The organism is Myroides sp. ZB35 (assembly GCF_001865835.1).
In the GTDB taxonomy this organism is placed as follows: domain Bacteria; phylum Bacteroidota; class Bacteroidia; order Flavobacteriales; family Flavobacteriaceae; genus Flavobacterium; species Flavobacterium odoratimimum.
This window is the reverse complement of sequence record NZ_CP017769.1, coordinates 2,860,812-2,884,338: the sequence shown is the minus strand read 5'-3', so window position 1 is coordinate 2,884,338 and position 23,527 is coordinate 2,860,812. Positions and strand designations below refer to the sequence as shown.

Annotated in this window: 25 protein-coding genes; 4 read left to right on the top strand and 21 right to left on the bottom strand. The window is 32.2% G+C overall.

Going from position 1 to position 23,527, the window contains the following annotated elements; translation table 11 throughout:
• Window positions 1–74: 74 nt before the first annotated feature.
• From BK054_RS12825 to BK054_RS12805, 5 genes are all read right to left on the bottom strand, one after another.
• Window positions 75–1,571 (bottom strand): malate:quinone oxidoreductase, encoded by a 1,497-nt coding sequence (locus BK054_RS12825; RefSeq protein ID WP_255404280.1) that lies wholly within the window; start codon window positions 1,569–1,571, stop codon window positions 75–77.
• 87 nt (window positions 1,572–1,658) lie between these two features.
• Window positions 1,659–2,066 carry a Holliday junction resolvase RuvX gene (gene ruvX, locus BK054_RS12820; RefSeq protein ID WP_006259083.1) on the bottom strand — a complete coding sequence of 136 codons (408 nt, stop codon included), beginning with the start codon at window positions 2,064–2,066 and terminating at the stop codon, window positions 1,659–1,661.
• Window positions 2,067–2,085: 19 nt separating this feature from the next.
• Entirely contained in the window at window positions 2,086–3,258 is a 1,173-nt protein-coding gene (locus BK054_RS12815; protein WP_006259084.1) for an AIR synthase related protein, read from the bottom strand.
• Window positions 3,259–3,424: 166 nt separating this feature from the next.
• Window positions 3,425–4,552, bottom strand: a complete 1,128-nt coding sequence (locus BK054_RS12810; protein ID WP_006259085.1) for a cysteine desulfurase family protein — start codon at window positions 4,550–4,552, stop codon at window positions 3,425–3,427.
• Between the two features lie 180 nt (window positions 4,553–4,732).
• The gene (locus BK054_RS12805) at window positions 4,733–6,478 is read right to left on the bottom strand and encodes an MFS transporter (RefSeq protein WP_006263440.1); all 1,746 of its coding nucleotides are present in this window, start codon (window positions 6,476–6,478) and stop codon (window positions 4,733–4,735) included.
• Between the two features lie 247 nt (window positions 6,479–6,725).
• Here BK054_RS12805 and BK054_RS12800 point away from each other — a divergent pair, with 247 nt between their 5' ends.
• Window positions 6,726–7,736 (top strand): hypothetical protein, encoded by a 1,011-nt coding sequence (locus tag BK054_RS12800; protein ID WP_071307349.1) that lies wholly within the window; start codon window positions 6,726–6,728, stop codon window positions 7,734–7,736.
• Between the two features lie 671 nt (window positions 7,737–8,407).
• A complete protein-coding gene (locus tag BK054_RS12795) occupies window positions 8,408–8,995 on the top strand; it encodes a hypothetical protein (protein ID WP_006259091.1) in 588 nt (195 codons plus the stop codon).
• A gap of 55 nt (window positions 8,996–9,050) precedes the next feature.
• Here the strand turns inward: BK054_RS12795 and BK054_RS12790 are convergent, their stop codons facing one another.
• The 10 genes from BK054_RS12790 to BK054_RS12745 form a co-directional block, all read right to left on the bottom strand.
• On the bottom strand, window positions 9,051–9,728 hold the full coding sequence (locus BK054_RS12790; protein WP_006265167.1) for a hypothetical protein: 678 nt from the start codon (window positions 9,726–9,728) through the stop codon (window positions 9,051–9,053).
• A 124-nt stretch (window positions 9,729–9,852) separates the two neighbouring features.
• Window positions 9,853–10,176, bottom strand: a complete 324-nt coding sequence (locus BK054_RS12785) for a hypothetical protein (RefSeq protein ID WP_006261041.1) — start codon at window positions 10,174–10,176, stop codon at window positions 9,853–9,855.
• Between the two features lie 84 nt (window positions 10,177–10,260).
• On the bottom strand, window positions 10,261–10,764 hold the full coding sequence (locus BK054_RS12780; protein WP_006261040.1) for a hypothetical protein: 504 nt from the start codon (window positions 10,762–10,764) through the stop codon (window positions 10,261–10,263).
• A 598-nt stretch (window positions 10,765–11,362) separates the two neighbouring features.
• Window positions 11,363–11,869, bottom strand: coding sequence for a hypothetical protein (locus BK054_RS12775; RefSeq protein ID WP_006261039.1), 507 nt, complete (start codon window positions 11,867–11,869; stop codon window positions 11,363–11,365).
• A 360-nt stretch (window positions 11,870–12,229) separates the two neighbouring features.
• Window positions 12,230–12,628, bottom strand: coding sequence for a cytidine deaminase family protein (locus BK054_RS12770; RefSeq protein ID WP_006259096.1), 399 nt, complete (start codon window positions 12,626–12,628; stop codon window positions 12,230–12,232).
• A 13-nt stretch (window positions 12,629–12,641) separates the two neighbouring features.
• Entirely contained in the window at window positions 12,642–13,364 is a 723-nt protein-coding gene (locus BK054_RS12765; protein ID WP_006263437.1) for a class I SAM-dependent methyltransferase, read from the bottom strand.
• Between the two features lie 2 nt (window positions 13,365–13,366).
• Complete coding sequence (locus BK054_RS12760; RefSeq protein ID WP_006259098.1) at window positions 13,367–13,906, bottom strand: YbaK/EbsC family protein; 540 nt, start codon at window positions 13,904–13,906, stop codon at window positions 13,367–13,369.
• Window positions 13,907–13,909: 3 nt separating this feature from the next.
• A complete protein-coding gene (locus tag BK054_RS12755) occupies window positions 13,910–14,956 on the bottom strand; it encodes a S66 peptidase family protein (RefSeq protein WP_071307348.1) in 1,047 nt (348 codons plus the stop codon).
• A gap of 19 nt (window positions 14,957–14,975) precedes the next feature.
• Window positions 14,976–15,821: a GNAT family N-acetyltransferase gene (locus BK054_RS12750; protein WP_006261034.1), complete on the bottom strand. Its 846-nt coding sequence runs from the start codon at window positions 15,819–15,821 to the stop codon at window positions 14,976–14,978.
• 9 nt (window positions 15,822–15,830) lie between these two features.
• Window positions 15,831–16,385, bottom strand: a complete 555-nt coding sequence (locus BK054_RS12745) for a GNAT family N-acetyltransferase (RefSeq protein ID WP_006259101.1) — start codon at window positions 16,383–16,385, stop codon at window positions 15,831–15,833.
• A gap of 446 nt (window positions 16,386–16,831) precedes the next feature.
• Between BK054_RS12745 and BK054_RS12740 the strand changes: the two genes are divergently transcribed.
• Together BK054_RS12740 and BK054_RS12735 are read left to right on the top strand one after the other, a co-directional pair.
• Complete coding sequence (locus BK054_RS12740; protein WP_006259102.1) at window positions 16,832–17,047, top strand: hypothetical protein; 216 nt, start codon at window positions 16,832–16,834, stop codon at window positions 17,045–17,047.
• A complete protein-coding gene (locus BK054_RS12735) occupies window positions 17,037–17,330 on the top strand; it encodes a type II toxin-antitoxin system RelE/ParE family toxin (RefSeq protein WP_230456722.1) in 294 nt (97 codons plus the stop codon). The genes BK054_RS12740 and BK054_RS12735 overlap by 11 nt, the downstream gene beginning before the upstream one ends.
• A gap of 50 nt (window positions 17,331–17,380) precedes the next feature.
• On the opposite strand, the gene BK054_RS12730 is transcribed toward BK054_RS12735, so the two are convergent.
• From BK054_RS12730 to BK054_RS12705, 6 genes are all read right to left on the bottom strand, one after another.
• Window positions 17,381–18,004, bottom strand: a complete 624-nt coding sequence (locus BK054_RS12730) for a carbonic anhydrase (protein WP_006259105.1) — start codon at window positions 18,002–18,004, stop codon at window positions 17,381–17,383.
• Window positions 18,005–18,006: 2 nt separating this feature from the next.
• Window positions 18,007–19,548: a SulP family inorganic anion transporter gene (locus BK054_RS12725; RefSeq protein ID WP_006265162.1), complete on the bottom strand. Its 1,542-nt coding sequence runs from the start codon at window positions 19,546–19,548 to the stop codon at window positions 18,007–18,009.
• 511 nt (window positions 19,549–20,059) lie between these two features.
• Window positions 20,060–20,362: a hypothetical protein gene (locus tag BK054_RS12720; protein WP_006259107.1), complete on the bottom strand. Its 303-nt coding sequence runs from the start codon at window positions 20,360–20,362 to the stop codon at window positions 20,060–20,062.
• A 131-nt stretch (window positions 20,363–20,493) separates the two neighbouring features.
• Window positions 20,494–21,105, bottom strand: coding sequence for a rhomboid family intramembrane serine protease (locus BK054_RS12715; RefSeq protein ID WP_006259108.1), 612 nt, complete (start codon window positions 21,103–21,105; stop codon window positions 20,494–20,496).
• Between the two features lie 187 nt (window positions 21,106–21,292).
• Window positions 21,293–22,321, bottom strand: a complete 1,029-nt coding sequence (locus BK054_RS12710; protein ID WP_006259109.1) for a YncE family protein — start codon at window positions 22,319–22,321, stop codon at window positions 21,293–21,295.
• A 10-nt stretch (window positions 22,322–22,331) separates the two neighbouring features.
• Window positions 22,332–23,522, bottom strand: a complete 1,191-nt coding sequence (locus BK054_RS12705) for an alpha/beta hydrolase (protein WP_071307347.1) — start codon at window positions 23,520–23,522, stop codon at window positions 22,332–22,334.
• Window positions 23,523–23,527 lie beyond the last annotated feature (5 nt).

Here is a 23,527-nt window from a genome sequence, read left to right as displayed (position 1 = left end):
AAATATTATTTCTCTAAACAAATAATACTAACATATAATTAATAAAAAAGCACTCTATATAGAGTGCTTTTTTATTAATTATATGGATATATTTTCAAAGTCTTACTTGTATTATCCCTAGTACTTGCTACTAGTTCAGGATGTTCATTTAGCTTTAATCCAAAAGTAGGAATCATTTCCTTAAATTTAGCTTGCCATTCAGCAGACTTAAACTCTTCTTTAAAACATTGTGATAAAAGCTTTAACATAATTGGAGTTGCGGTAGATGCTCCTGGCGAAGCTCCTAATAAAGCTGCTATTGATCCATCAGCAGCACTTACTACTTCAGTACCAAACTGCAAGATTCCCTTTCCATCTTTATCTTTTTTGATAACTTGTACACGTTGTCCTGCTTTTTCTAATTTCCAATCTTCCTCTTTAGCATCTGGATAATATTCTCTTAATGCTGCATAACGAGATTTTGAAGACTGTAATACTTGTTCTATCAAATATTTGGTCAAATCCATATTGCGAAGACCTGCTCCTAACATTGGACCAATATTATTAAATTCAAGTGATTTAATTAAGTTCCAATATGATCCTCTTTTTAAGAATTTAGTAGAGAAACCAGCGTAAGGTCCAAAAAGTAATGAATGTTTTCCATCAATAAACCTAGTATCTAAGTGAGGTACAGACATCGGTGGCGCTCCTACAGATGCTTTACCATATACCTTAGCCATGTGTTTTTTCACAACTTCAGGATTACGACATACTAACCATTCTCCTCCTACAGGGAATCCTCCATAACCTTTGCTTTCTGCAATATCTGCTTTTTGCAATAGTAGAATCGCTCCACCTCCTGCTCCAACAAATACAAATTTAGATTTGATTACCTTTTTTTGTCCTTTACTATCTGTTGCAGATACAGTCCATTCAGAACCAGTCTTTGTGATATCTTTAACCTCACAATTAAAAGTCATATTAACTCCATCTTCACTCTTTAGATGGTCAAATAACTGACGAGTAAGATCACCAAAGTTAACATCTGTTCCAAGATTCATATGTGTAGCAGCACATACTTCATTTTCTTTTCTGTTCTCTATAATTAATGGAGCCCATTCTTTTATTTTCTCTTTATTATCAGAGAATTCCATTCCTTGGAATAATGGATATTTTTGAAGTTCATTATAACGTTTTCTTAAATAGTTTACGTTATCTTCTCCCCACACAAAGCTCATATGAGGTACAGTATGGATAAAATTACTTGGATTTTTAAGGACCCCCTTATTTACCAAATAAGACCAAAATTGACGAGAAACTTCGAATTGCTCTACAATATTGATTGCCTTAGAAGCATCTATTGTACCGTCTGCTTTTTCAGGCGTATAATTTAATTCACAAAACGCAGAGTGTCCAGTTCCGGCATTATTCATTGCATCAGAACTTTCGGCAGCCGCACTGTCGAGACGCTCAATAACCTCAATTTTTAAGTTTGGTTTCAGCTCTTTCAGTAGGACCCCAAGAGTAGCACTCATAATACCTGCCCCTACCAAAACAACATCAGCCTCTGATTTTTGTATACTTGACATTATATCGGATTTATTTATATGCAAAACTAATCTTTATTTAAGAGAAATTATCTACAACTAATCTTAAATAATCATAAAATTAAAAAACATTTATCTTCTCATGTAGTCTTGTAGAATTATAGTCGCTGCTATCTCATCGATCAACGCTTTATTCTGTCTTTGTTTCTTTTTAAGACCACTATCTATCATTGTTTGAAAAGCCATCTTAGAAGTAAATCTCTCGTCTATTCTCTCAACTGGCATATCAGGAAAAGACGTCTTAAACTTTTCAATAAAACTATTCAACAAAGGTACTACTTCAGAAGGTTCATTATTTAGGCGTTTTGGTTCTCCAATAATCACCTTCTCCACTTTCTCTTTAGAAAAATAATCTTTTAGAAACGGCAATAGTTGCTCTGTATCAACTGTAGTTAATCCAGAGGCTATAATTTGAAGTTCATCACTTACAGCTATACCTGTACGTTTTTTACCGAAATCGATAGAAAGCAATCTTGCCATTTTATATTGTATGTTTTTTTTAGTATTTAAATGTTCCGTATTCAGAAGTGATTGTTAGTTTCTTCTCTTCTGAAGCTTCCACTCTACCAACTATCTGAGCTTTTACATTAAAAGATTCTGAGATAGCAATAATATCAGCTGCCACTTCTGGTCTTACGTATAATTCCATACGATGACCTGAGTTAAACACTTGATACATCTCTCTCCAATCTGTGTTAGATTGCTCTTGAATTAGCTTAAATAATGGTGGAACAGGAAACATATTATCTTTGATGATATGTAATTTATCCACGAAGTGAAGAATCTTTGTCTGTGCTCCTCCACTACAGTGAATCATCCCATGAATATCATCTGATTTATATTTATTTAATATTGACTTAATAATAGGTGCATAAGTACGAGTAGGTGACAATACTAATTTACCAGCGTCTATAGGAGATCCCTCTACTACATCAGTAAGATGTACTTTTCCTGAATAGACTAATTCTTCAGGCACAGATGAATCATAACTCTCTGGATATTTTGCTGCTAAAGAATGATCAAAAACATCATGTCTAGCTGATGTTAATCCATTACTTCCCATACCTCCATTATACCCTTTTTCATAGGTAGCTTGTCCAAATGATTCTAAACCTACGATAACATCACCTGCTTGAATATTAGCATTATCAATAACATCACTTCTCTTCATACGTGCAGTCACAGTAGAATCTACAATAATCGTACGAACTAAATCTCCTACATCTGCAGTCTCTCCTCCTGTAGAGTGAATTGTTACTCCAAAAGATTTCAATTCATTAATCAATTCCTCTGTTCCATTGATAATAGCAGAAATAACTTCTCCCGGAACTAGATTTTTATTACGCCCTATAGTGCTAGAAAGCATAATATTATCTGTCGCTCCTACGCACAATAAATCATCAATATTCATGATTAATGCATCTTGAGCAATTCCTTTCCATACAGAAATATCTCCAGTTTCTTTCCAATACATATAAGCTAAAGAAGACTTCGTACCCGCTCCATCAGCATGCATAATTAAACAGTAATCCTCATCCCCAGTTAAATGATCTGGGATAATCTTACAAAATGCCTTTGGAAATAATCCTTTATCAATGTTCTTAATTGCATTATGAACGTCTTCTTTCTCAGCAGAAACTCCGCGTAGTGCGTATCTATTATTTGAACTCATAAATGTTGTGTTGTTTCTGCAAATTTAGCGCTAATGTTAATGTAAAGCAATCTTATTTTTGGTGAACTTTTCTCTTTTTTTAGTTAAGATTACTGCCTGTGAGTTTTTAAAACAAAAAATCCACTCTCTGAGAGTGGATTTAAATTCTATTTGAACAACAATCTGATTAGATTGTTTTTAATACTTCAATTAAAACATCAATATCTTCTTTTGTGTTTTCATGACCAAAAGAAAGTCTTAAACTTGGTTTCTTTAAGTCTTCTGAACATAAGAATTGTGACAATACATGAGAAGGTTTTTGACTTCCTGATTGACATGCACTTCCTCTAGACACTGCAATTCCTTTCATGTCTAACTGGAACAACATCATAGCTGCTTTCTCCTCAGATAGAGGTAATAATACATTTAAGATATTGTAAAACCCTACATTATTTCCATTAAAACATACTTCTGGAAATACCTCTACTAATCTTTCTTTACAATATTCTTTGATACTAGTGATATGAGCTCTTTCTTCTTCTAATAAATCATAAGCCATTTCCAAAGCTTTAGCCATACCTACTACTTGATGTACTCCTTCAGTACCTGCTCTTAACCCTTTCTCTTGTTCTCCACCAAACATCACAGGTTTTAGCACATTTTTCTTACGGATAAAAGCAAATCCAATCCCCTTTGGTCCGTGAAATTTATGAGCACTAGCTACAATAAAGTCTATCGGTGTCTCTGCCAAATCAATTTTAGTTTTACCTATAGACTGCACAGTATCACAGTGAAATAATGCATGATGAGCTTCGCATAACGTAGCTACTCTTTTTAAATCTAATTCTGTCCCTACTTCATTATTAACGTGCATTAAACTTACCAATGTAAGTTTAGATTCATCTTTTAATAATTCTTCTAATTGATTATAATCAATTTCACTAGAAGGTTGGATATCTAAGAAAACTAATTCTGTACCGAACTCAGCACTTAATTGTTTTACAGTATTTAATACAGCGTGGTGCTCTAATTTAGAAGTGATAATTCTTTTAACTCCTAAATCACGAATTGCAGAACGCAAAATCCAGTTATTACCTTCAGTTCCACAAGATGTAAAGATAATCTCAGAAGAAGTTGCATTAAATTGCTTTGCAATTACTTTTCTAGCATTCTCCACTAAAGCTTTAGCGTGTCTACCGATAGCATATGTTGAAGATGGATTACCATAATCATTTCTAAGTACATTAACCATCTCTTCGATTACTTCTGGACGTACGGATGTAGTCGCAGCATTATCAAGATAAACGTGTTTCATTTTCTTTTTGTTGGTAAGTTATTGTTATGCTCTTTCTAAAAAAGAGTTGTTTTGTCTTGTCTTTTATTGTCACGTAATCGCAAATGTAGTAAAAACTGATATTATTACTACAATAGAATTAACATCTTTTCACGCTATATGTGAAAAGTATTAGTAATTACAACTCTTACTAAAGTCAATCTAATTAATATCATCTATCTGTATATTTTGCTTAGAAAGCACCTTTTTTGCCACTATACCAAAAGCTAACAAATATGCAAAACACAATAAACTAACTATGTATGATTGGTGAATACCTAGTATATCAGCAACTTTTCCTTGAATTGGAGGAATAATACCTCCACCCAATATCATCATGATTAACAGAGAAGACCCTTGAGCTGTATATTTACCTAAGCCAATAATAGCAATATTAAAGATAGCTGGCCATAATACACTACAAGCCAAACCTCCAGCTAAAAAAGCATAAATAGCAATCATACCAGTACTGAACAACCCGACTAACATTGCTAATAATCCAAAAAGACTAAACAGCATTAATGTTCTCGCTGATTTATTCTTTGCCCAATACGTTAATACAATTTGTAAAACCACACAAACAGAATAGTAATACAAAGGTGTTACATCATTACCTGCCAAATAATTAGCCCCAAGAACAGCAAAATAAGCTAAAAATGGAACAACAATCATTGCTAATAATTGCTTCCCTTTAGACAAATTAAATACACTCACAGCACCAGCCCATCTCCCAATCATCAAACTTCCCCAATACATCGATATATAAGGAGTTATCTGAGAAGATTGGAGATTACCAAACTCTTCTAGCTTAAGTAACTCTCCTAAATTACTTCCGATACTTACTTCTACCCCAACATATGCAAAAATACCAAACATCCCTAAAAGCAACTGTGGATATTGCATCGCTCCCCAACCTTGTTGATTTCTCCTACTGCTTCGATAAGCAAAGCCAATACTTCCTCCTATCACCACTAAAGCTGCCGAAAGTAACATAATTCGTTTATTATCTAACCCTTCTTTAATTTCAACAATTTGAGTATTTAAAAAAGTGATTGCTTTCTCTTTTTCAACTAACTGAGAAGCCTCTACTTCTTTATTGCTCAAAACTTCCTTTTCTTTAACCAATAATTCTACTGGTTCATTAGCTGATTGACTATAGGTATTAAATACAGGAATATATATCATTATTAATAGTAGTGTCATCGTAATTAAAGTTCCTATTGCTTTCTTTGCTGGTTCCATAGGCTCAATACGCACTCCATCAGGTATTTTTTTTGAGAATCTAAACAACATTGCCGCAATTACAAAAAGAGCTCCTACTCCCGCATATAACATTGTCATACTCGACAGACTCAGATGTTGTATTTGATCATCAGTTAGTGCGACTGTACTTCCAAATAAAGCAAACGCCATTAACAATGGCCCTATAGTTCCTCCCAGTGAATTAACCGCTCCCCCTAAGCTCACTCTACTCGTCCCTGTCTTAGGATCTCCTACAGAAATCACTAGAGGATTAGCCGCTATCTGTTGTAACGAAAAACCGAGAGCTACTACAAATAACCCAATCAACAAAGCAGTGTAAATATTTACATTCACTGCCCAAATCATTAATCCTGCCCCTATTGCTGAAAACAGCAGACCAAATACAATTGATTTCTTATAACCATAACTTGTTACGAGATCCTTCCCCTTAATAGTACTTAAAATAAACAAAATCAAAGCTCCTGAATAATATGCTGTATAAAAAGCAAAATCAATTAATTGAGATTGAAATTGATCTAAGTGGAAATAAGCTTTACAAAATGGAATAAAAATACTATTACCTGCTCCAAAAAATCCCCAAAAGAAGAATACCGTAACTAAAGTATATAGTGCAGGATAATTAGTTTTTACTGTCGAATTATTCATGTGATAACAAGAGTTTATTACGATTACATTAACATTTTCAAATATAGACAAATACTATTTGTGCATAAAAAAGACAGTCATTTTTTTTATTGACTCCTTTTATATCCCTAATAAGCATTGAATACACCATCTAAAATGTAAAAAAAGACCCAGAAATAATAATAAAAAATTATAATATACCCATGCAAACTATTTTATAGCAATAAAAAAACTATTTTTGCTGTATACAATAATATATTCACGACTGATGAAAAAGTTTTTTACCCTTACAGGTATATCTTTTATGTTTTTACTTACCTCTTGTGATGATGGTAATCTAGTTTATAAAGACATTGATTTTAACAACGTAACTGCTGTACAGAGATGTACTACACCAGGAGCTGATAAGATTTTCTACAAACTTCAGAATGATGAAGCACTAATACTTGTTATTGATGCTGATAACATCATGAGAGATGAAACTGTCAACAGAGCTAGAGTAGAGATTAGTGGAACAGATACTAGCTTAGATTATAGAAAGTATACTGATAAAGTAGAAGGCACATCTATATGTAACCTTCCTCCTCCAGCTACTCCTTCTGTCATTCAGAGTATACCTGCATCTCCAGGTGGAACAGTCATCATAGATAGAACAGTACAGGTTAATAATAATACAACAGCAACTGATAATAGCGTCAACCTAATTTATCAGTACACGTTTTCTTTATTAAATATACATTTTAATCAAGGAGACACTAGTATTAAATATGATCAGATGACTTTTGGATCTACAACTTATGCAAATAGAACTTTAGCTTTTAAGTTTGATAATAACAATGGTAATGGTCTAAACAATTTTAATTGTAACAACTCATTATATAACTTAAAAGACAAAGAAGCTCTTATCTTGAATATCACTGAAGATGATCTTCCAACAGAAGCTACGGCTGAAAGTATTATAGAACTAAACGATAAAAGACTACTTAGTATAAAACAATATAGTCGTACAGGTATTAATCTAAATCAAGTATGTGAGTATGAAGGAGACATACCTGGATCTAACACTAACAACCCAAATAAATTAGAAGAATATTGGGTTGCACCTAAAGGGCAAATAGTGATAAAATCTAGATGGACTGAACCTGTAGACGGATCTGAACCAAAATTACTACATGAGATCTCACTAAGAAACCTAACATTCATAAAAGCAAGTAACACGGATAGAACATTCGTAAAACCGACATTACCTTTCGGAACTATTGTTACAGATAAAAAATAATTCTATCCGATATTAGGACACTTAAAGTCGCTGTTAAAAACAGCGACTTTTTTATTATTAGTAATAATACTAAACCTTTCTTATAAATATTACAAAAATAAATATTCATCAAAGTTCTAAAAAATGGTACTAAATAGCTCTATAGCATTGCTAAAATTAAAACCATTTAAAAGTCTAAATAGGAACAAATACAATGATTCTAAAGCTTCTTTAAAAAGAAAGAAGATTAACTTTTATTTTTGTACTACATAATTATATGGCACTTTTTAACTTTTATTCCCTCTAAAATTCAAAAATTGCTACTACAATAAAATTTAAATATTTTAAATATCTTCAATTTTATTCAATATAACACAACTTTTATACAAATAAGCATATTGATATCTAACATTAGAAGTATTTACATTCAATTTTATTAGAATTTTAAAACAATTTTAGATAATACTAAACATTTTATATATTGCACATGTAAACAAAACCAAAAAGGTCTTAAATAAAATAATAGTTCTTTATTCTTTCTATAATTTTTAAAAGTATTCAAAGAGTAAAAAGTTATTGTACTATTCACTTTTTTAGTTTTGATATTTTCTACAATGAAGATTTTACAAGAAAGGGCTAAATAAATTATATTAACAAGTGTCACTCTGAAGATACGAGAATAAAAAATATAGATGAGAAATAAATTCACATTTACTGTTGCTTTAATTGCAATTAGTTTGGCGAGCTTTGCACAAGAAAGAACAAATACAATAGATAATCAATTTAATACTTTACTAAACGAATCAACAAACTGGCAAAAGTCTAAAATTGTCGAGGTAGAAAAATTGCACCAATTACAAAAAAATGTAAATGACTCTCTTACTAAGTTACATCTAACTATTGCTAATAATAAAGATGCTTCTTTAGAACATAAAGAATCTGTTGAAAGCTTAACATCGCAGTTACAAATAACTAGAGATTCTCTTTCAACTTCATTAACTACTACAAAGAATATTGAAGTTTTAGGAATATCTTCAGAGAAATCAACTTTCTTGACGATTATATGGGCTATTATAGGTATACTAATTATTGTTTTAGGAATAATATACTATCGCTTTAAAAGAAGCTTTTCTGAAATCAGAGAAGTAAACAGAAAATTATCTGAGACAGAAGAAGAACTTGAAGAATTAAGAAAATCTTCTCTTGAACGCGAACAAAGAATACGCCGTCAACTTCAAGATGAAATCAACAAGAACAAACCAGTTGAGAAAAAAGAATAAATATAAAAGGGAATCTACCGTGTAGATTCCCTTTTATATTTAAATCAAATTAGGATTAATTCTTTAATCCTAATCCTTTTATAACTTGCTTTATAATTGACGACTTCTTTTGCCTTTTAACTTTAGTGATTTCTTCATTCATATTGACCACTTTGTTTTCATCACAAGAATATTCTTCATCCCCTAGATCTTCGAATTCAAAAGTAGGTATAGAAGAGCTCGTAACAAATATTTCGTCTTCTACCTTATCTTCTTTTAACCCAAAACGCATACATCTTTCCTGAGGTTCTATATCCCACAAATATTCACCTATTATATCCTCTATTAGATGATATATTAGTTCTATTTTACTTTCTTCTACCTCTTCATATTCCAATGGTTCACCTAGACTTTCTACAACCTCTCCTTCTACTTCTAGCACTGTTCTAATCAAAAAACCATTCTCTGTATAATGAAGGTTAAACGACATCATCTCCTCATCTATAACGAAAGACATCACCTTCTGCTTAGAAGCTTTATACACTAGCGAAGCCATACCTATCGATACCAAAACTAAAGTAGCATCCTCTAAAAAACAAATATCTAATATATCTGATTCCTTATCACTAACAGTAGCCTTCTTAAAAGTAACTTCTTCTTCATGTACTAACTTACTTTTTAGTATTACTTCTAACCCTTCCAAATCAGATTGATAATTTTTATCTATTACTATACCTCCTATCTGTAGTCCCATATATTGTTTAACTCTCTATTTACAGCTTGAAAGATACTATTTTCTTATCTAAATACACTTGCCTAATTGTGAAACAGCTGTTAATTATAATAAGTTCCATTTTATTTAAAAACTATTTATTCTTTCATTTACTTATAATAGTATTTAAAGAATTAAAATCATATAATTGTCCTTCATAAATAATTTTTTGGAGATCAAAATCAACAGTCAAGGTGTAGGACACATTTCCTTCTGGATATATCCTAAAAATCAAAATCAACTGATTGTTTTCTTCTCTATAGTTTTCTAAATCCCAAGTATTTGATCCAGTATCTAATACAGCTTCATGAGTTATTGCATCTCTAATAACAAAAGTATTTACCCAATGTGACATTCTCATTTCTACTAAAGCAGTCCAAATTTGATACCGACCATGACAGACAGTCTGTACATCAATCAATCTATCCATTTATTATAAATTATCAAATCTTAAATTTACTACTAAAGTATGCCATACTACAAAATCCCCAAAGATATACGTCAATATTCTACCTTAATAGCTATGTATTTTATTATAAGTGATTCTAACAAATTTAGCATTTGAGTAGAATGGCTCTTTGTCATATTCATTTATACTTCTTTCCAATACTAATATTTCATCTGTCAACACACGAATATCATAATCCTGATAATCATCTGTATTCACCTCTTTTCCTACTCCTAAATACAATTTATCCTCTATCATAAACCACTGAAAAGGAGAGCGCTCATCACATATGATATCAGTGTCTTCACTTTCTTTGTAAAAATCAGTTTGAATCATAATTTCATGTCTATGAAACTCTAGTGTCTGTGGAGGACAACAAGTACTATCTACTTCTCCTGCAATGGCGCCTCCCCATCTATCATAATATTTTTTACTTTCTAATTTCCACTTACCTATTAATAGTGCTTTATTTTTACCTTGATGGCTAATCTGCACATCATCACTAGAACAAGAAATAAAATTAAAACACAATGTGATTGAAATAAATAATAAAAGTAATTTTTGTTGCATAATCGTTTGCTTTGTAAATTTTGGCAAATTTATAAGGTCAACACATTCAAAAAGCAAGACAAAAGTCCCTACAATAAATCGAATATATAATTAACAATGAATTGTAACAATTTATTAAGAAGAATAAAAAATAATAAACCAAAAAAAGTAAACCTTGAGAAGGTTTAGCCTCCTTTAGGCTAAAAAAATAACATAGATTTACGCAAAAAACCAAATATTTTACTAAATAAAGAAAAAATAAAAATAGTTATTACAAATTTCTATTTTAAAAAACACAGTATTTATTTACTTCTTAAATTAAGATAAAACAACATATTTAGTTTAGATATATCACATCTATCAACAGTAATAAATAAAATAGACATATACCTTTAAAGTATATATACAGTATTTAAAAATCACTTATTCTATAGCCTCAAAACGTTCTTTTTTTCTTTCTTCTTCTTGTATAACCTAAAAAACAAAAAAAAACAGCTATCTCCACTCTCGTTTTGACAACTGTTTTTTAAAGTTATATTACTTATTATTTACAGAATCTTTTTACTACCCACATTATAATAATTACGGTAAGGTGCTAATGCTTAAGAGTAATAAAAGACTAGTTTACTTTTTTATAGATAATTTTAATACTGCTTACATTAGAAGTATAACGATTACCATCTTTTACATCTATCTTTCGTTCAATAATTAATCGATCCTGACTTAATACTCGAATATCATAAATCTGTTCAGCATTTTGCTCTAATGATTTACTGATACCTAAGTACAATTTGTTTCCGCTTAACATCCATTGTCTAGGAGACCTTTCATTGTAATAATTCCCTTGACTATCTTTTTGATTTGAATAATCTGTTTGAATAGTAATGCCTCCTTTATAATAATCTACTGTCTGAGCAGGTACATTTAAATCACTTGCCAAAGTCTCCTTTACTATTCTACCATCTACATCTAACTCTGCTTTTTCTACAAGTTCCCATTTACCAAACATTTTAGAATTATTTTGTGCTTCTTCAGTAATTTGTATATCATCACTAGAAGAACAAGCAGTAAGGCTAACTGCAGACATTCCTAAAAATAGGAGACTAAATAGAGTTTGTTTTTTCATTTCGACTATTAATACATTTATATTTTTGACAAATATATATCGACATCTGTGAATTATCCAAAATAAAAACTCAAAATAAATTCACAATACGTGAATAAACAGGTTTTATAACTAACATTTAACAATTTCAATTTCGTGTATTTGTTAAAAAATCACACATTGTAATTTTTACACCAAATAAACTTACTTTAATATCGAATTATTAGAATATAAAAACAGTCAATCTACAATTCGTATAATAAAACAGACAATATAGAAATAAACACAACTTACCTCAACGCAAACAAAGTACTAGTAAGACATAAAAAAAGACTCTAGTACATACTAAAGTCTTTTATAATCGAATAGTAAGCTATCCACTTACCATTTTCTATTCATTCCTTTTTTCCAATCATAAGGCATAAGAGAACCTAAAGTTACATAGTGATCATCTTCTACTTCTACGATCGCGTTTTCATTTTCTTGTGCTAATTGAGTCATAAACTCTCTACATCTTCCGCAAGGAGGCACAGCTTCTCCCTTCTCAGTTATAGCTACTACCCGTCTTATTCTATTTTCTCCATGCTTTAGCATATCTGCTATAGCCCCATGCTCTGCACAGAACCCCATAGAACAAGCAGTATCAATACTAATACCTGTATATACATTTCCGTCTATAGTCTCAATAGCAGCGGCAACACTTCCATACGCAACAAAATCATTTAATTCAACTGATTTTGCATATTTATGGGCTATTTGCTTTAATTCCTTTGCTTCCATTTAATTCATTTTGTTAGGCATATCCATACCATATTATTTCCTCACTATACTCATTATATCTATTCAATTCCCAATCACCAAATACTTCTGCTATTCCTAGTCCAGCATCAGCTACTAATAGTCCTATCTCATTAAAACTAGGAAAAGCAATAGTAGATTGTGAACTAAAATTCTCTTGTGTATTATCAATACTATAATAAGTCGTATAAGTCAATGCTCTTGCATCTCCTTCATACGTATTCCATGCGGTGACTTGCCCATGCAAAGGATGTTTAAATTGACGTATAGACTCCTCTTTTGTCCACGTTAACCAATCTTTCACTAACGGATTCCGACTATCAAAGATATACCTACCTCCTTCATTTAAGTGTACTTTGATTGTTTCTAGAACGGCCAAACGATCCTCTTTCGTCAAGAAAACCTGAAAGACATGTCCTGATAAAATAATCAAATCAAACTTTTGTTCTAAACGAATAGTTCTTGCATCTCCTTGTACCCATTTTACTTCTGAACTTCTTTTCTTTGCCCTTTCTAGCATCGCTTGAGCATACTCCACTCCTACTACATCTTTTCCTTTTTCAGCTAAAGCACTAGCTAACCGCCCTGTTCCACATCCTAAATCTAAAACTGACTTTACTTTTTCTGCTAGTTGTACATATCTCTCTTCATTCTCCCATAAGTTATCATAGTCGTAAAACTGAACCAAATCTACATTTTGATATAATTGATCTTCCATAATTATAGTTTAATCGTTAGTAAATCTCTATTTAAAAAAGGAACTAACTTATTAATTATATCTGTTGTATACAATTTCAAATAATGAGTAGTAGTTCCATCACTACAACCATAAAAAGGCTGATCCAAAACATCTTGATCAAATACTAATTGAATATCACTAGCTGATTCTCTTAATAATCCAAATATAGATGCTGCTCCTACCTTGGTCTCCATCTTTTCGTATAGCATCTCTGCTGGTGCAAACGAAACCCTAGAGATGCTTAAAGCTTCACTAAACTCTTTACTACTAAAAGGTTTGTCTCCTAATGTAACGAATAGGTAAAACACTGTTCTCTGTCTATTGCACAAAAAAAGTGTTTTGACCATATTCATATCTAGCCTCTCATTAATCAACAAACAATCTTCCATTGTAATTGCCTCCTCTGTTTCAACTCTTTGCCAATCCATAGAAAGCTTAGACAATATATCATAAGTCTGTTCTTGTAATTTAGAAAGATATCGCGATGGCCGTTCTAATGATACTTCACTGATATAAAACATATTTTATCTATCTATTACCGCACTCTCTAGAATAGAGAAACGCTTATTAATACTATCTATCTCTGCTACACATCCATATGGCAAAGTGAACGTTGGGCACGTATGACCAAAGTCCATCTGTGTTATCACAGGGAGAGTACTTAGACCTTCTTCATCAAGTATTTTAAGCAATATTTGCTCATATTCTTCAGCGTACATATTGTCATAAGGTCTTCCTAATATAATTCCATTTACTACATCTAAAATACCCATTGCTGCATACCCTCTTAACCAACGCTCTATATAAAGAGGAGCTGTCTTTTCTTCAGAAGTTTCTAAAAACAATATACTTCCCTTCCACACATCTAATTCTGGCCAAAGCTCCGTTCCTTTTATTATTTCTAATACTTCCATGCATCCTCCAATTAAAGTACCCTGTACGCTTTTTTCTCCTCTCACATAGCGCCACCCTTCACATGGATTCAGCTTGCGTTTAGTGTTTTGTATGCTCACATCAAACCAATCTAAATACTCTGTAGTCCAACCTTCTGTATTTGGAGACACTGGTTCTACTGGTTCTATCTCAAACAATGTTCGTTTGATATCTTGTATCTGATAATCATGCATTTCCCCATTCTCTGCAAATCCCACTAATAACGAAGTACCATAGAAAGAGCTCAACCCTGCTTTTAGGCACATAAAATGCGTTACTGTACTATCTGAAAATCCTAGAAATATCTTTGGATTATTTCTAATTACATCATAGTCAATATACTTTAATAATCGAATACTCTCGTCTCCCCCTATATTGGTAATAATAGCTTTTACTTCCGGGTTCTTAAATGCATCCATTAGATCCTTAGCTCTTGCCTCTGGATGATTATAAATCCACTCTGCTGATTCTAAAGCATGTGACGTCTCTATAACTTTAAGTCCAAATATGTTTTCCAGTCGAGCTTTTCCTACTTGATAACGATGTGGTAACTCACCTGCCCCACCCCATGACAAAGAAATTGTCGCAACTGTATCTCCTTTTTTTAATCTCTTTGGCTTTATTAATCTTGTCCTCATATACTTATAATATTAACACCTATAGTTTCATGATCATCTCATGTTGAGTAATATAGTGCTCTAAGCCTATTCTCTTTAAAAACGAGATGAAATCCACTCCTTTATCATCCACATTAGTAATCAGAATAGGGGTTTCCAAAATATTAACCACATCATTCACGAGAATTTTTGCTATTCCTTTATTTCGGTAAGCTTTATCTACCGCTAGTTGATATATTTTACCACTGCTTTTATGATAGGCTACATATCCTACGATAATACCTCTCACTTTAGCTACTTTATACCGAATGTCTTCCTTAGCTTTTTCTAATACAGCTATTGAATTTTGCCAACTTGGTTGGATATCCCAAAAAGGAAGAACTGTTTTCCAACATACTTGCTCTACATCTTCTATTACAACATTAGCTGTCTTATAGTGCACCTCACGTGGTTGTCCTTTGAAGCACAATAAATCTCTACTTATATTATATCCTTGAGCTTTATAAGCACGAATAGCTTTATCGTTTCCTTTTATTACCTCAAGGGATAGATTTACACTACTACCCGTTTCTTTCCAAATAGGAATAGCATAACTATACATCTGAGCGACTAAACGCTGTCCCCTATATGCAGGTCTCACTCCTGTACCAGCATTATAATAATAGACTTGCTCAGCTTCTTTCTTCACTCCTGTTAGCATAAAAGCAACTAACTCCCCCTTATCAAATGCTCCGATAGAATAATCTAAGTCAACCAATTCACTATTTAGTTTAAATGCCAAGCTATCTTCTGTCAAATGAAAGGGAAGTATATAATCTGAAAATGAATCATTAAATACTTCTGTGAGCTCGCGTAAACTTACTTCTCTAAGGCTTCTAATTTTCATATCTTCTTTTTAGTTTAATTTATTATATTCACCTCGTAACAAACTAAAAACAACAGAGTCTTCTATCTGTTCTCCTTTTACATAATGACTTCTCAATTGTCCTTCTCTAGTAAATCCAAACTTCTTCACTGTATTTAAGGAAGCCATATTATCTGGGCTAATGAAGGCCTCTACTCGTCTCAATTGCATAGTTTCAAATCCATAATGTAAGACCGTATTTAAGACTTCACTCATCACACCTCTTCCTTTCGAGTTATCATGATACAGTCCATATCCTACCTCAGCTCTATCGTGTTCTAAATACCAAGTATGATATCCACAGTACCCTAATATATCCTCTGTTTCTTTATCAATGATTAAAAACATCAAATATGATTTATTATAAGTACGGAAGCCATAGGCTGCTTTTACTTTTTCTTTTTCTACTTCCTCTTCAGGAATACCTATATAATGCAAAAGTTCTTCTGCAGTAGCTAATCTTAAAAAGTTTTGATAAGCTTCAGCTTCTAGTATTCGTAATTTAAAACGGGAAGTTTCAATATGGTCAAATATAAATTCTCTCATTCTGTGTCATTCTAAGTGAACTAAATATAATATTGAGTATATTTAGGTTCCTGCAAATTAAAAAAAGTCAGCATATAAGATAAACAAACAAGTGTGAATCAACATTTTTATATACTGAAAAGACAAAAGAAGGGCTATCCTTTACTTTCATTCTGAGTAAATTTACCATCTTTCTCTATTATCTCTATTATGATAGTATAATGACTCCGTTATTTTCTATCAAATAACGGAGTAAGTACGGACTCATAACGGACTCACTACGGACTCATTCAAAGCTAAAGCTATCTCAAACTACTATAAGTGTACACTTATCATAAACAGTCAACCTTATTTAGCTAGATTACACAAATTAGTAAATATTTGAATTTATAAATAATTATCAAATAAAAATAAATACCTTTGTAGAAGAGTACACAATTAATTATCAACACCTTAACACATACGCTATGATAAACTATCACGTCATAATACCAAATGATAAAAAAGCAGTATTTCAAGAGTTTCTTGAGATAATTGGTGCTGATTATAGTGAACAGATTAATGACCTTAACCTAACTCTAGAACAACAAGGCATCTTAGAACAAAGACTTGCAGAACCCAGTGAGAGTTATATTTCTCTTGATAAGGCACTTAATGAACTATACAAAAAATATGACTTATAATATAGTTATACTTCCAAGTGCTATACATGACTTAGATGCTATATTTGAGTATTATTTTTTGATATCTAAACGTATTCTAAATTCCTTTAAAAAAGAATTTGATAAAACATTGAAAGTATTAAAAAGCAATCCTTTCTTTCAAATAAGATACAATGACATACGAGCTATTTCTATTAAGAAATTTCCGTATGTCATTTTTTTTAGAGTAGATCCTTATAAACAAATGATACATATTGTAGCTGTTTTTAATACTTCTCAGAACAGTGATAAGTATCCTGTATAAAAAAAGGGTATCACGAATGACACCCCTTTCTCCTTTAATCAATAATAATCTTAGCAGATTAATTCAACCTTTCCGCTTACTACATCATAATAAGCTCCTACTACACCTATTTTTTCTTCAGCAATCAATTTAGTCAACGAAGGACTCACCTCTTGCAACTGTGCTACTATCGTTCTTACATTCTCCATCGTCACTAACTCTACTAATTCTGATGCTGACAAATCTTCATTACTGTGTTTTTGGCGAACTTTATCTACTACTGGATGGATGCGTTCTAATATAGTGTCTAGTTTACCTAAAGTTGTATGATTACATGCTCCTGTCACAGCACCACATCTACTGTGTCCTAATACCATGATTAATTTACTACCAACCACATTACAGGCATATTCCATACTTCCGATTACTTCATCTGTCAATACATTACCTGCTATTCTTAAACTAAAGATATCTCCTATCCCTTGATCTAATACATGCTCTAGTGGAGCACGACTATCCATACAACTCAAAATAACGGCATGTGGATGTTGACCATCCTTAGTCTCTTGTAGTTGGTGTAAGAAGTTTCGGTTAAACTTCAAGTTATTTACAAAGCGATTATTTCCTTCTAATAATAATTCTAAACTTTGTGCTGGCGTTGTATTTGCTAATATTTCTTTTGTAAATGAATTCATAATTAAATGGTTTTTCTGTGTGATAAAATAATGTTTTGTTGGTCTCCTGATACTTTCACTTCTTTGTGAAAACCTGTTGTAGTAATCAGTATGTTTTTTTCTTTTGCCTTTTCATTTATAAAAGTCTCTATAAGCTCTAAGACATCCACATGGATATACCCCATACGCTTTGCGTCTATAGCCAAGTGACAATTATCTGGCAATTGATAAAGCCTGTTTTTAATCGCTGTCTTGTTCAAGAACGATACTTCCTCTGCTAAAGTCAAGGTATATACTACTTGCTCTTGCTTTATCTGACGATGCATAGAGAATGCTTTTCTTACATTTCCGATTAGTAAGAATAATACACTCACTCCCATACCTACAAGGACGCCAACAAGTAAATCTGTTACTACTACCATAATAAATGTGATGATAAAAGGAATAAACTGTGTGTAACCTTTATGCCAAAAGTGCATAAGAATAGCTGGACGAGCTAGGTTATACCCTACTAAGATTAATACTGCTGCTAGAGATGCTAAAGGAATCATGTTTAACACTAAAGGCAGGGAGATAACAGCTATTAATAAGAAAATACCATGAATGACTGCTGATGCTTTATACAATCCTCCTGCATTCACATTAGCAGAAGAACGTACTACTACAGAAGTCATCGGAAGTCCTCCTATCAAAGAGCTTAGAATGTTCCCTATCCCTTGTACTTTTAATTCTCTATTAGTATCTGTATGTCTCTTTAATGGATCTAAGCGATCTGTCGCCTCAATACACAATAAAGTTTCAATAGAAGCTACAATAGCAATAGTCCCTCCAATCATCCATACAGCAGGATTAGCAAATCCTGTCCAATCTGGAAATACAAATATGGAACTGATATCTGATAAACTATCAAACATAGGGATCGACACTAATCTCGATGGTTCGATAGCTAAAGAGCTACCTGTAGCAATCCAAAACTGGTTAATCAAAATACCGACTACCACTACAATTAAAGCTGCTGGTAAAAAAGAGACTTTCTTAGTCCACTTCATCTTATTCCACAGTAATAATATGGCTAATGAAATAACAGTAATAATCACCGTACCCAACTGGACAGATGCAAAAGAGGTGATATCACCTAAAGCATCTACTCCAAAAACCAATGGCAATTGCTTAATTAAAATCACTAATCCAATACCTGCTAACATTCCCTCTATTACACTTGATGGAAAGTAGTTGGCAATAGTACCTGATCTTAACAATCCTAATATCACTTGCAAAACTCCTGCAATAATACCTGCTGTAAGTAATAATTCAAATGATCCTAGCTCCGTTATAGCTCCTAATATAATAGCCGCTAAACCTGCTGCTGGACCACTTACACTAATATTTGAATTACTCAGTAATCCAACTATTACTCCTCCTACCACACCTGAAATAATACCTGCAATAGGGGGTGCACCAGAAGCTAACGCAATTCCTAAACACAGTGGAAGTGCGACTAAAAAGACCACAAGGCCTGGAGCAACACTCTTCTTAAGTGCTGCCATACTCATATTTTTTGTCATTGTTATTTTACGTTTAGTTTTTCTTTTTTAGCCACAGATAAAGGCAATAGAAGATCTGTCGATTCATTGTTGTCCAAAAAATCAAGAAGGTAAATATTGACTTATTCAATACTTAAAAGCTAAAAAAGAAATGATTAACTAACTAAAGGCTTCTTCATTGCTGACAATTAACCATTTTGCAAAAGAAGACTTTCGTTACAACAAAAGACACCATAGGTAACTAAAGGAAATATAGCACATACTCTACAGTACAAAAATCAAGAAACAGTATTAGCTAAATACTACAAAAAGATTCTAAGCCATAACTCTTTCTATAGCGCTATCATTATACTATCGTATGATTATAGTACTAATTCCGATTTGCATTGCGTAATTACTGTTCATTGATCTATCTATTGCTAGTTCTAGAATGAACTCTATAACCATCCATATCTATAAAAATAGATAGACAAATAACCTATAAAATGTCTTTTGCTAAATCCTCTACTAGTGTTTACTAATAGAAGTAATATTAAACTAAACGTTCAGGAGGGGGTAATAAGATATCGAACTCTTGTGATTCATACACAAGTTTCAAATGAGAGAAGTTTAATTCCAATCCTTCTCCTGCATCTACTAGATTAAGATGATTAGAAGCAGATAAATCCCACAAATGTCCTTTGTGCTCTTCTTCTGCATTAGTGATTGGCTTTTTATTTTCTTCAGAAATGGTCACAGAAGGTATCTCTAATTCAATGCCAGCTAGCACCGCAATAGTCGGCGTAGCGATAAAGTTTACAAAGAATAATAATACAATTAGTGATACATATTTCATATCACAAAAATATTTTTTTTCTGAAATATGACAATATTAGACTTGTTAATTTTACTATAAAAAGTAGTTTTTCTAGTAAACAACATCACATTTCAACAAGGTTTTAATGTAAAAACCACACTTAATGTAGCTTATTTCCTTCTATACTTTCTTTTGCTTTTCTTCCTATTCATCTGATATGCAAATACTAAACCCACTAACGCTCCTACTAAATGCCCTTGCCAAGAAACACCTTCTGCGACATAGCTAGGTAGTACTCCATAAACTAACCCTCCATATAGTATCCCAATGATAATAGATACTAAGATTAAAACTAACTTGCGAATAAATATTCCACTAAAGAATAGAAAGAAAAAGAGCATATAAATTAATCCACTTGCTCCTATATGACAACTCATCATACTTGTCTGAAAGTAACCAAAATCAGGTAATAGCCACAAGGCTAAACCTGAGGTAATCCACCCCATAATAAGTACTGTATATGCTTGCTTTTTATAAAACAAAAACAATACTACACTAAGTATAAATAAAGGTAAAGTATTACTAATGATATGGTCTATCCCACCATGAAACAGAGGACTTAAGAAAATTCCTTTAATGCCTTCTATACGCCAAGGAATCACTCCATAACAATCGTGGAATATACCCAATTGTTGTAGACCAAATATAAACCACATCACTCCTACCAACAATAATGGTGGATAGAAATCTTCTTTCTTTAATCTAAGTTCCTCGTTTCTCACTGTACTCTATTTTATGTTAAAAGTACGATTATAATCAACATATCATCCATAATCAAACAACTTTCATAAAATCTCACACAACTAAATAATATTCATAACAAACAACATTAATATATACCTAACTAAAAAAAATGGCTACTCCATTACAGAGTAGCCACTTCCTAATTATAATAGATGAGCTTTGATTTTATAATTGTACTTTACTCACAGTATCACCATTCGTATCTACTGCAGCCTCTTGCCCTTCTACTTTAGGCATTCTCTTTGTTTTATTTGTAACATAAGCTACTCCTGTATTTTTATTTACTGCTACAGTATTAGGGTGACTTCCCGTCTCTAATTCTGTAACTACCTCATAGGTTTTACCATCAACAATAACAGTTTTACCACTTTCTCTATTTGCTAAAACAATTTTATCTTGTTTTGGTAAATAGTTTACTCCTAATGATCCTCCTTTAAACTTTACTACTTTTAGTAACTCTCCACTGTCAGCATTTAATACTGTTAACCCTGTAGAAGAATTTGTCACAAACAATCTTCTTCCTGATTCATCAATAGAAACATTAATTGGGCTTTCTCCACCTGAAGCAAACTTCTTAATCACTTTTTTAGTCGTTGGATCAATAATAGCTACTTCATTTGTACCCATATTAGCAGCGTATAACTTCTTCGTTTTAGTATCAAAAGTAAGTCCTGCTGTAAAAATACCAGTATTGTCTATATATCCTTTTAATACATCTTTATCTCCATCAATGATCCACACTTTCCCATCTTGTTGTGTGTCTGATGCATAAATAGTATTTGTTTTCTCATCAATAGCAATCTCTCTATTGTGACCGCTTTCATTCGTTCCTGGAATTACTTTAGTAGCTCCTGTTTTTAGATCGATTACAGTCACTGCATTAGTAGTTGTATTCGTTCCATAGATCTTTTGAGTCTTTTCATTTACTGCAATACCAAAGACAGGATTCCCATTTACACTGTACTCTTTTTCTACAGATAAGTCATTGCCATTTAATTTATAAACAACTCCCTCTTTAGTTTTAAAATCGATTACAGAAGCAACATATACTCCATTGTCTACACTATTGTAAGCAACTTCATATAACCCTTTTCCTACTTGTTTATTTTGATCTATTGATTGTGCTGTAGCAGTTGTTCCCATTGCTGCTAATACTGTAGCACTCAAAAACGTTAATGATTTAATGTATTTCATATTGTTATTATTAAAAATTAGTACTTTCTACTTTAGATAAGCTACCTATCATCCAATTAAAAGCTTGTTGCCAATACCAAGCACCATGCTTTCCTTTTGGATTAATATTCAACTCATAATTAAGGTTTAATACCTTGTTATTTGTTTCTAAAAAACGGAGAATATCTTCATCCATTCTTACCACGTTACCATCTCCTTTCTTTCGATTCTCACGCCCTCCTCCATAGATAAAATAGGTTTGTTTTCTTATTTTATCTATTTGACTAGTAGATAAGACATTGACATAAGTATCTAGATTGTGATCGTCTTGCCAAATAGAAGGAGAAAACACGCCTATATTTCCAAATGTATCTGGATAAGTCAACCCTGCATATAAAGAAATCAATCCTCCTAAAGAACCTCCAGCGATACCAGTATGATGAACATCTGACAGGGTTCTATAAGTCGAGTCTATATAAGGCTTTAATGTTTTAACTATAAAAGAAATATAAGCTTGTCCTTCTACGACAGGGTTCTTCTGTGTAGGAAAAAAAGAATATTCTTTTTCTCTTAGATTCTTTTGATAATCATGATCTATCCCTACGATAATATATTGATCTCCATATTTGGCTATAGTCTCATCTACTTCCCATTCTACTGGGCCTAGTCTACCTTCTGAAGTAGCCTCGTCAAACAAATCTTGTCCATCGTGCATATACCACACAGGATACGATTCTTGACTATGGTCATAATCTTTAGGTAAATAAATTCTAATATCTCTTACTCTATTTAACTCAGGGATATAGAAGTTCTTCAGTATCACTAGATGATCTGGAGCTGTAGACGTTTCAAACTGGTCTCTCCATGCAGAAATAGTATTCTTTAATACCATATCTTCTTTAACTTCTACATCGTGTAAATTAATCAATCTACCTTTCTTAGATGACTCTAAACTCTGCCAAGTACCTCGTGTGAATTTATATTCTAAAACTCCTGATGGAATATTTTCAACTTCTACTAAATATTGATTAGATGTCCCTGAGATATTACGCATTAGATAACGCTCATCCTTAGGATTCCATTGATTAAAATTACCTGTCAAATAAATAGGCTCTTCTGTGTGAGCAAAGTCTTCCACTGTGACTTCTACTCTAACTTTAAAACTGTTCTGTGCTTGCAAATTCATAACTACCATTAAAACAATAAACACATACTTTTTCATTAATT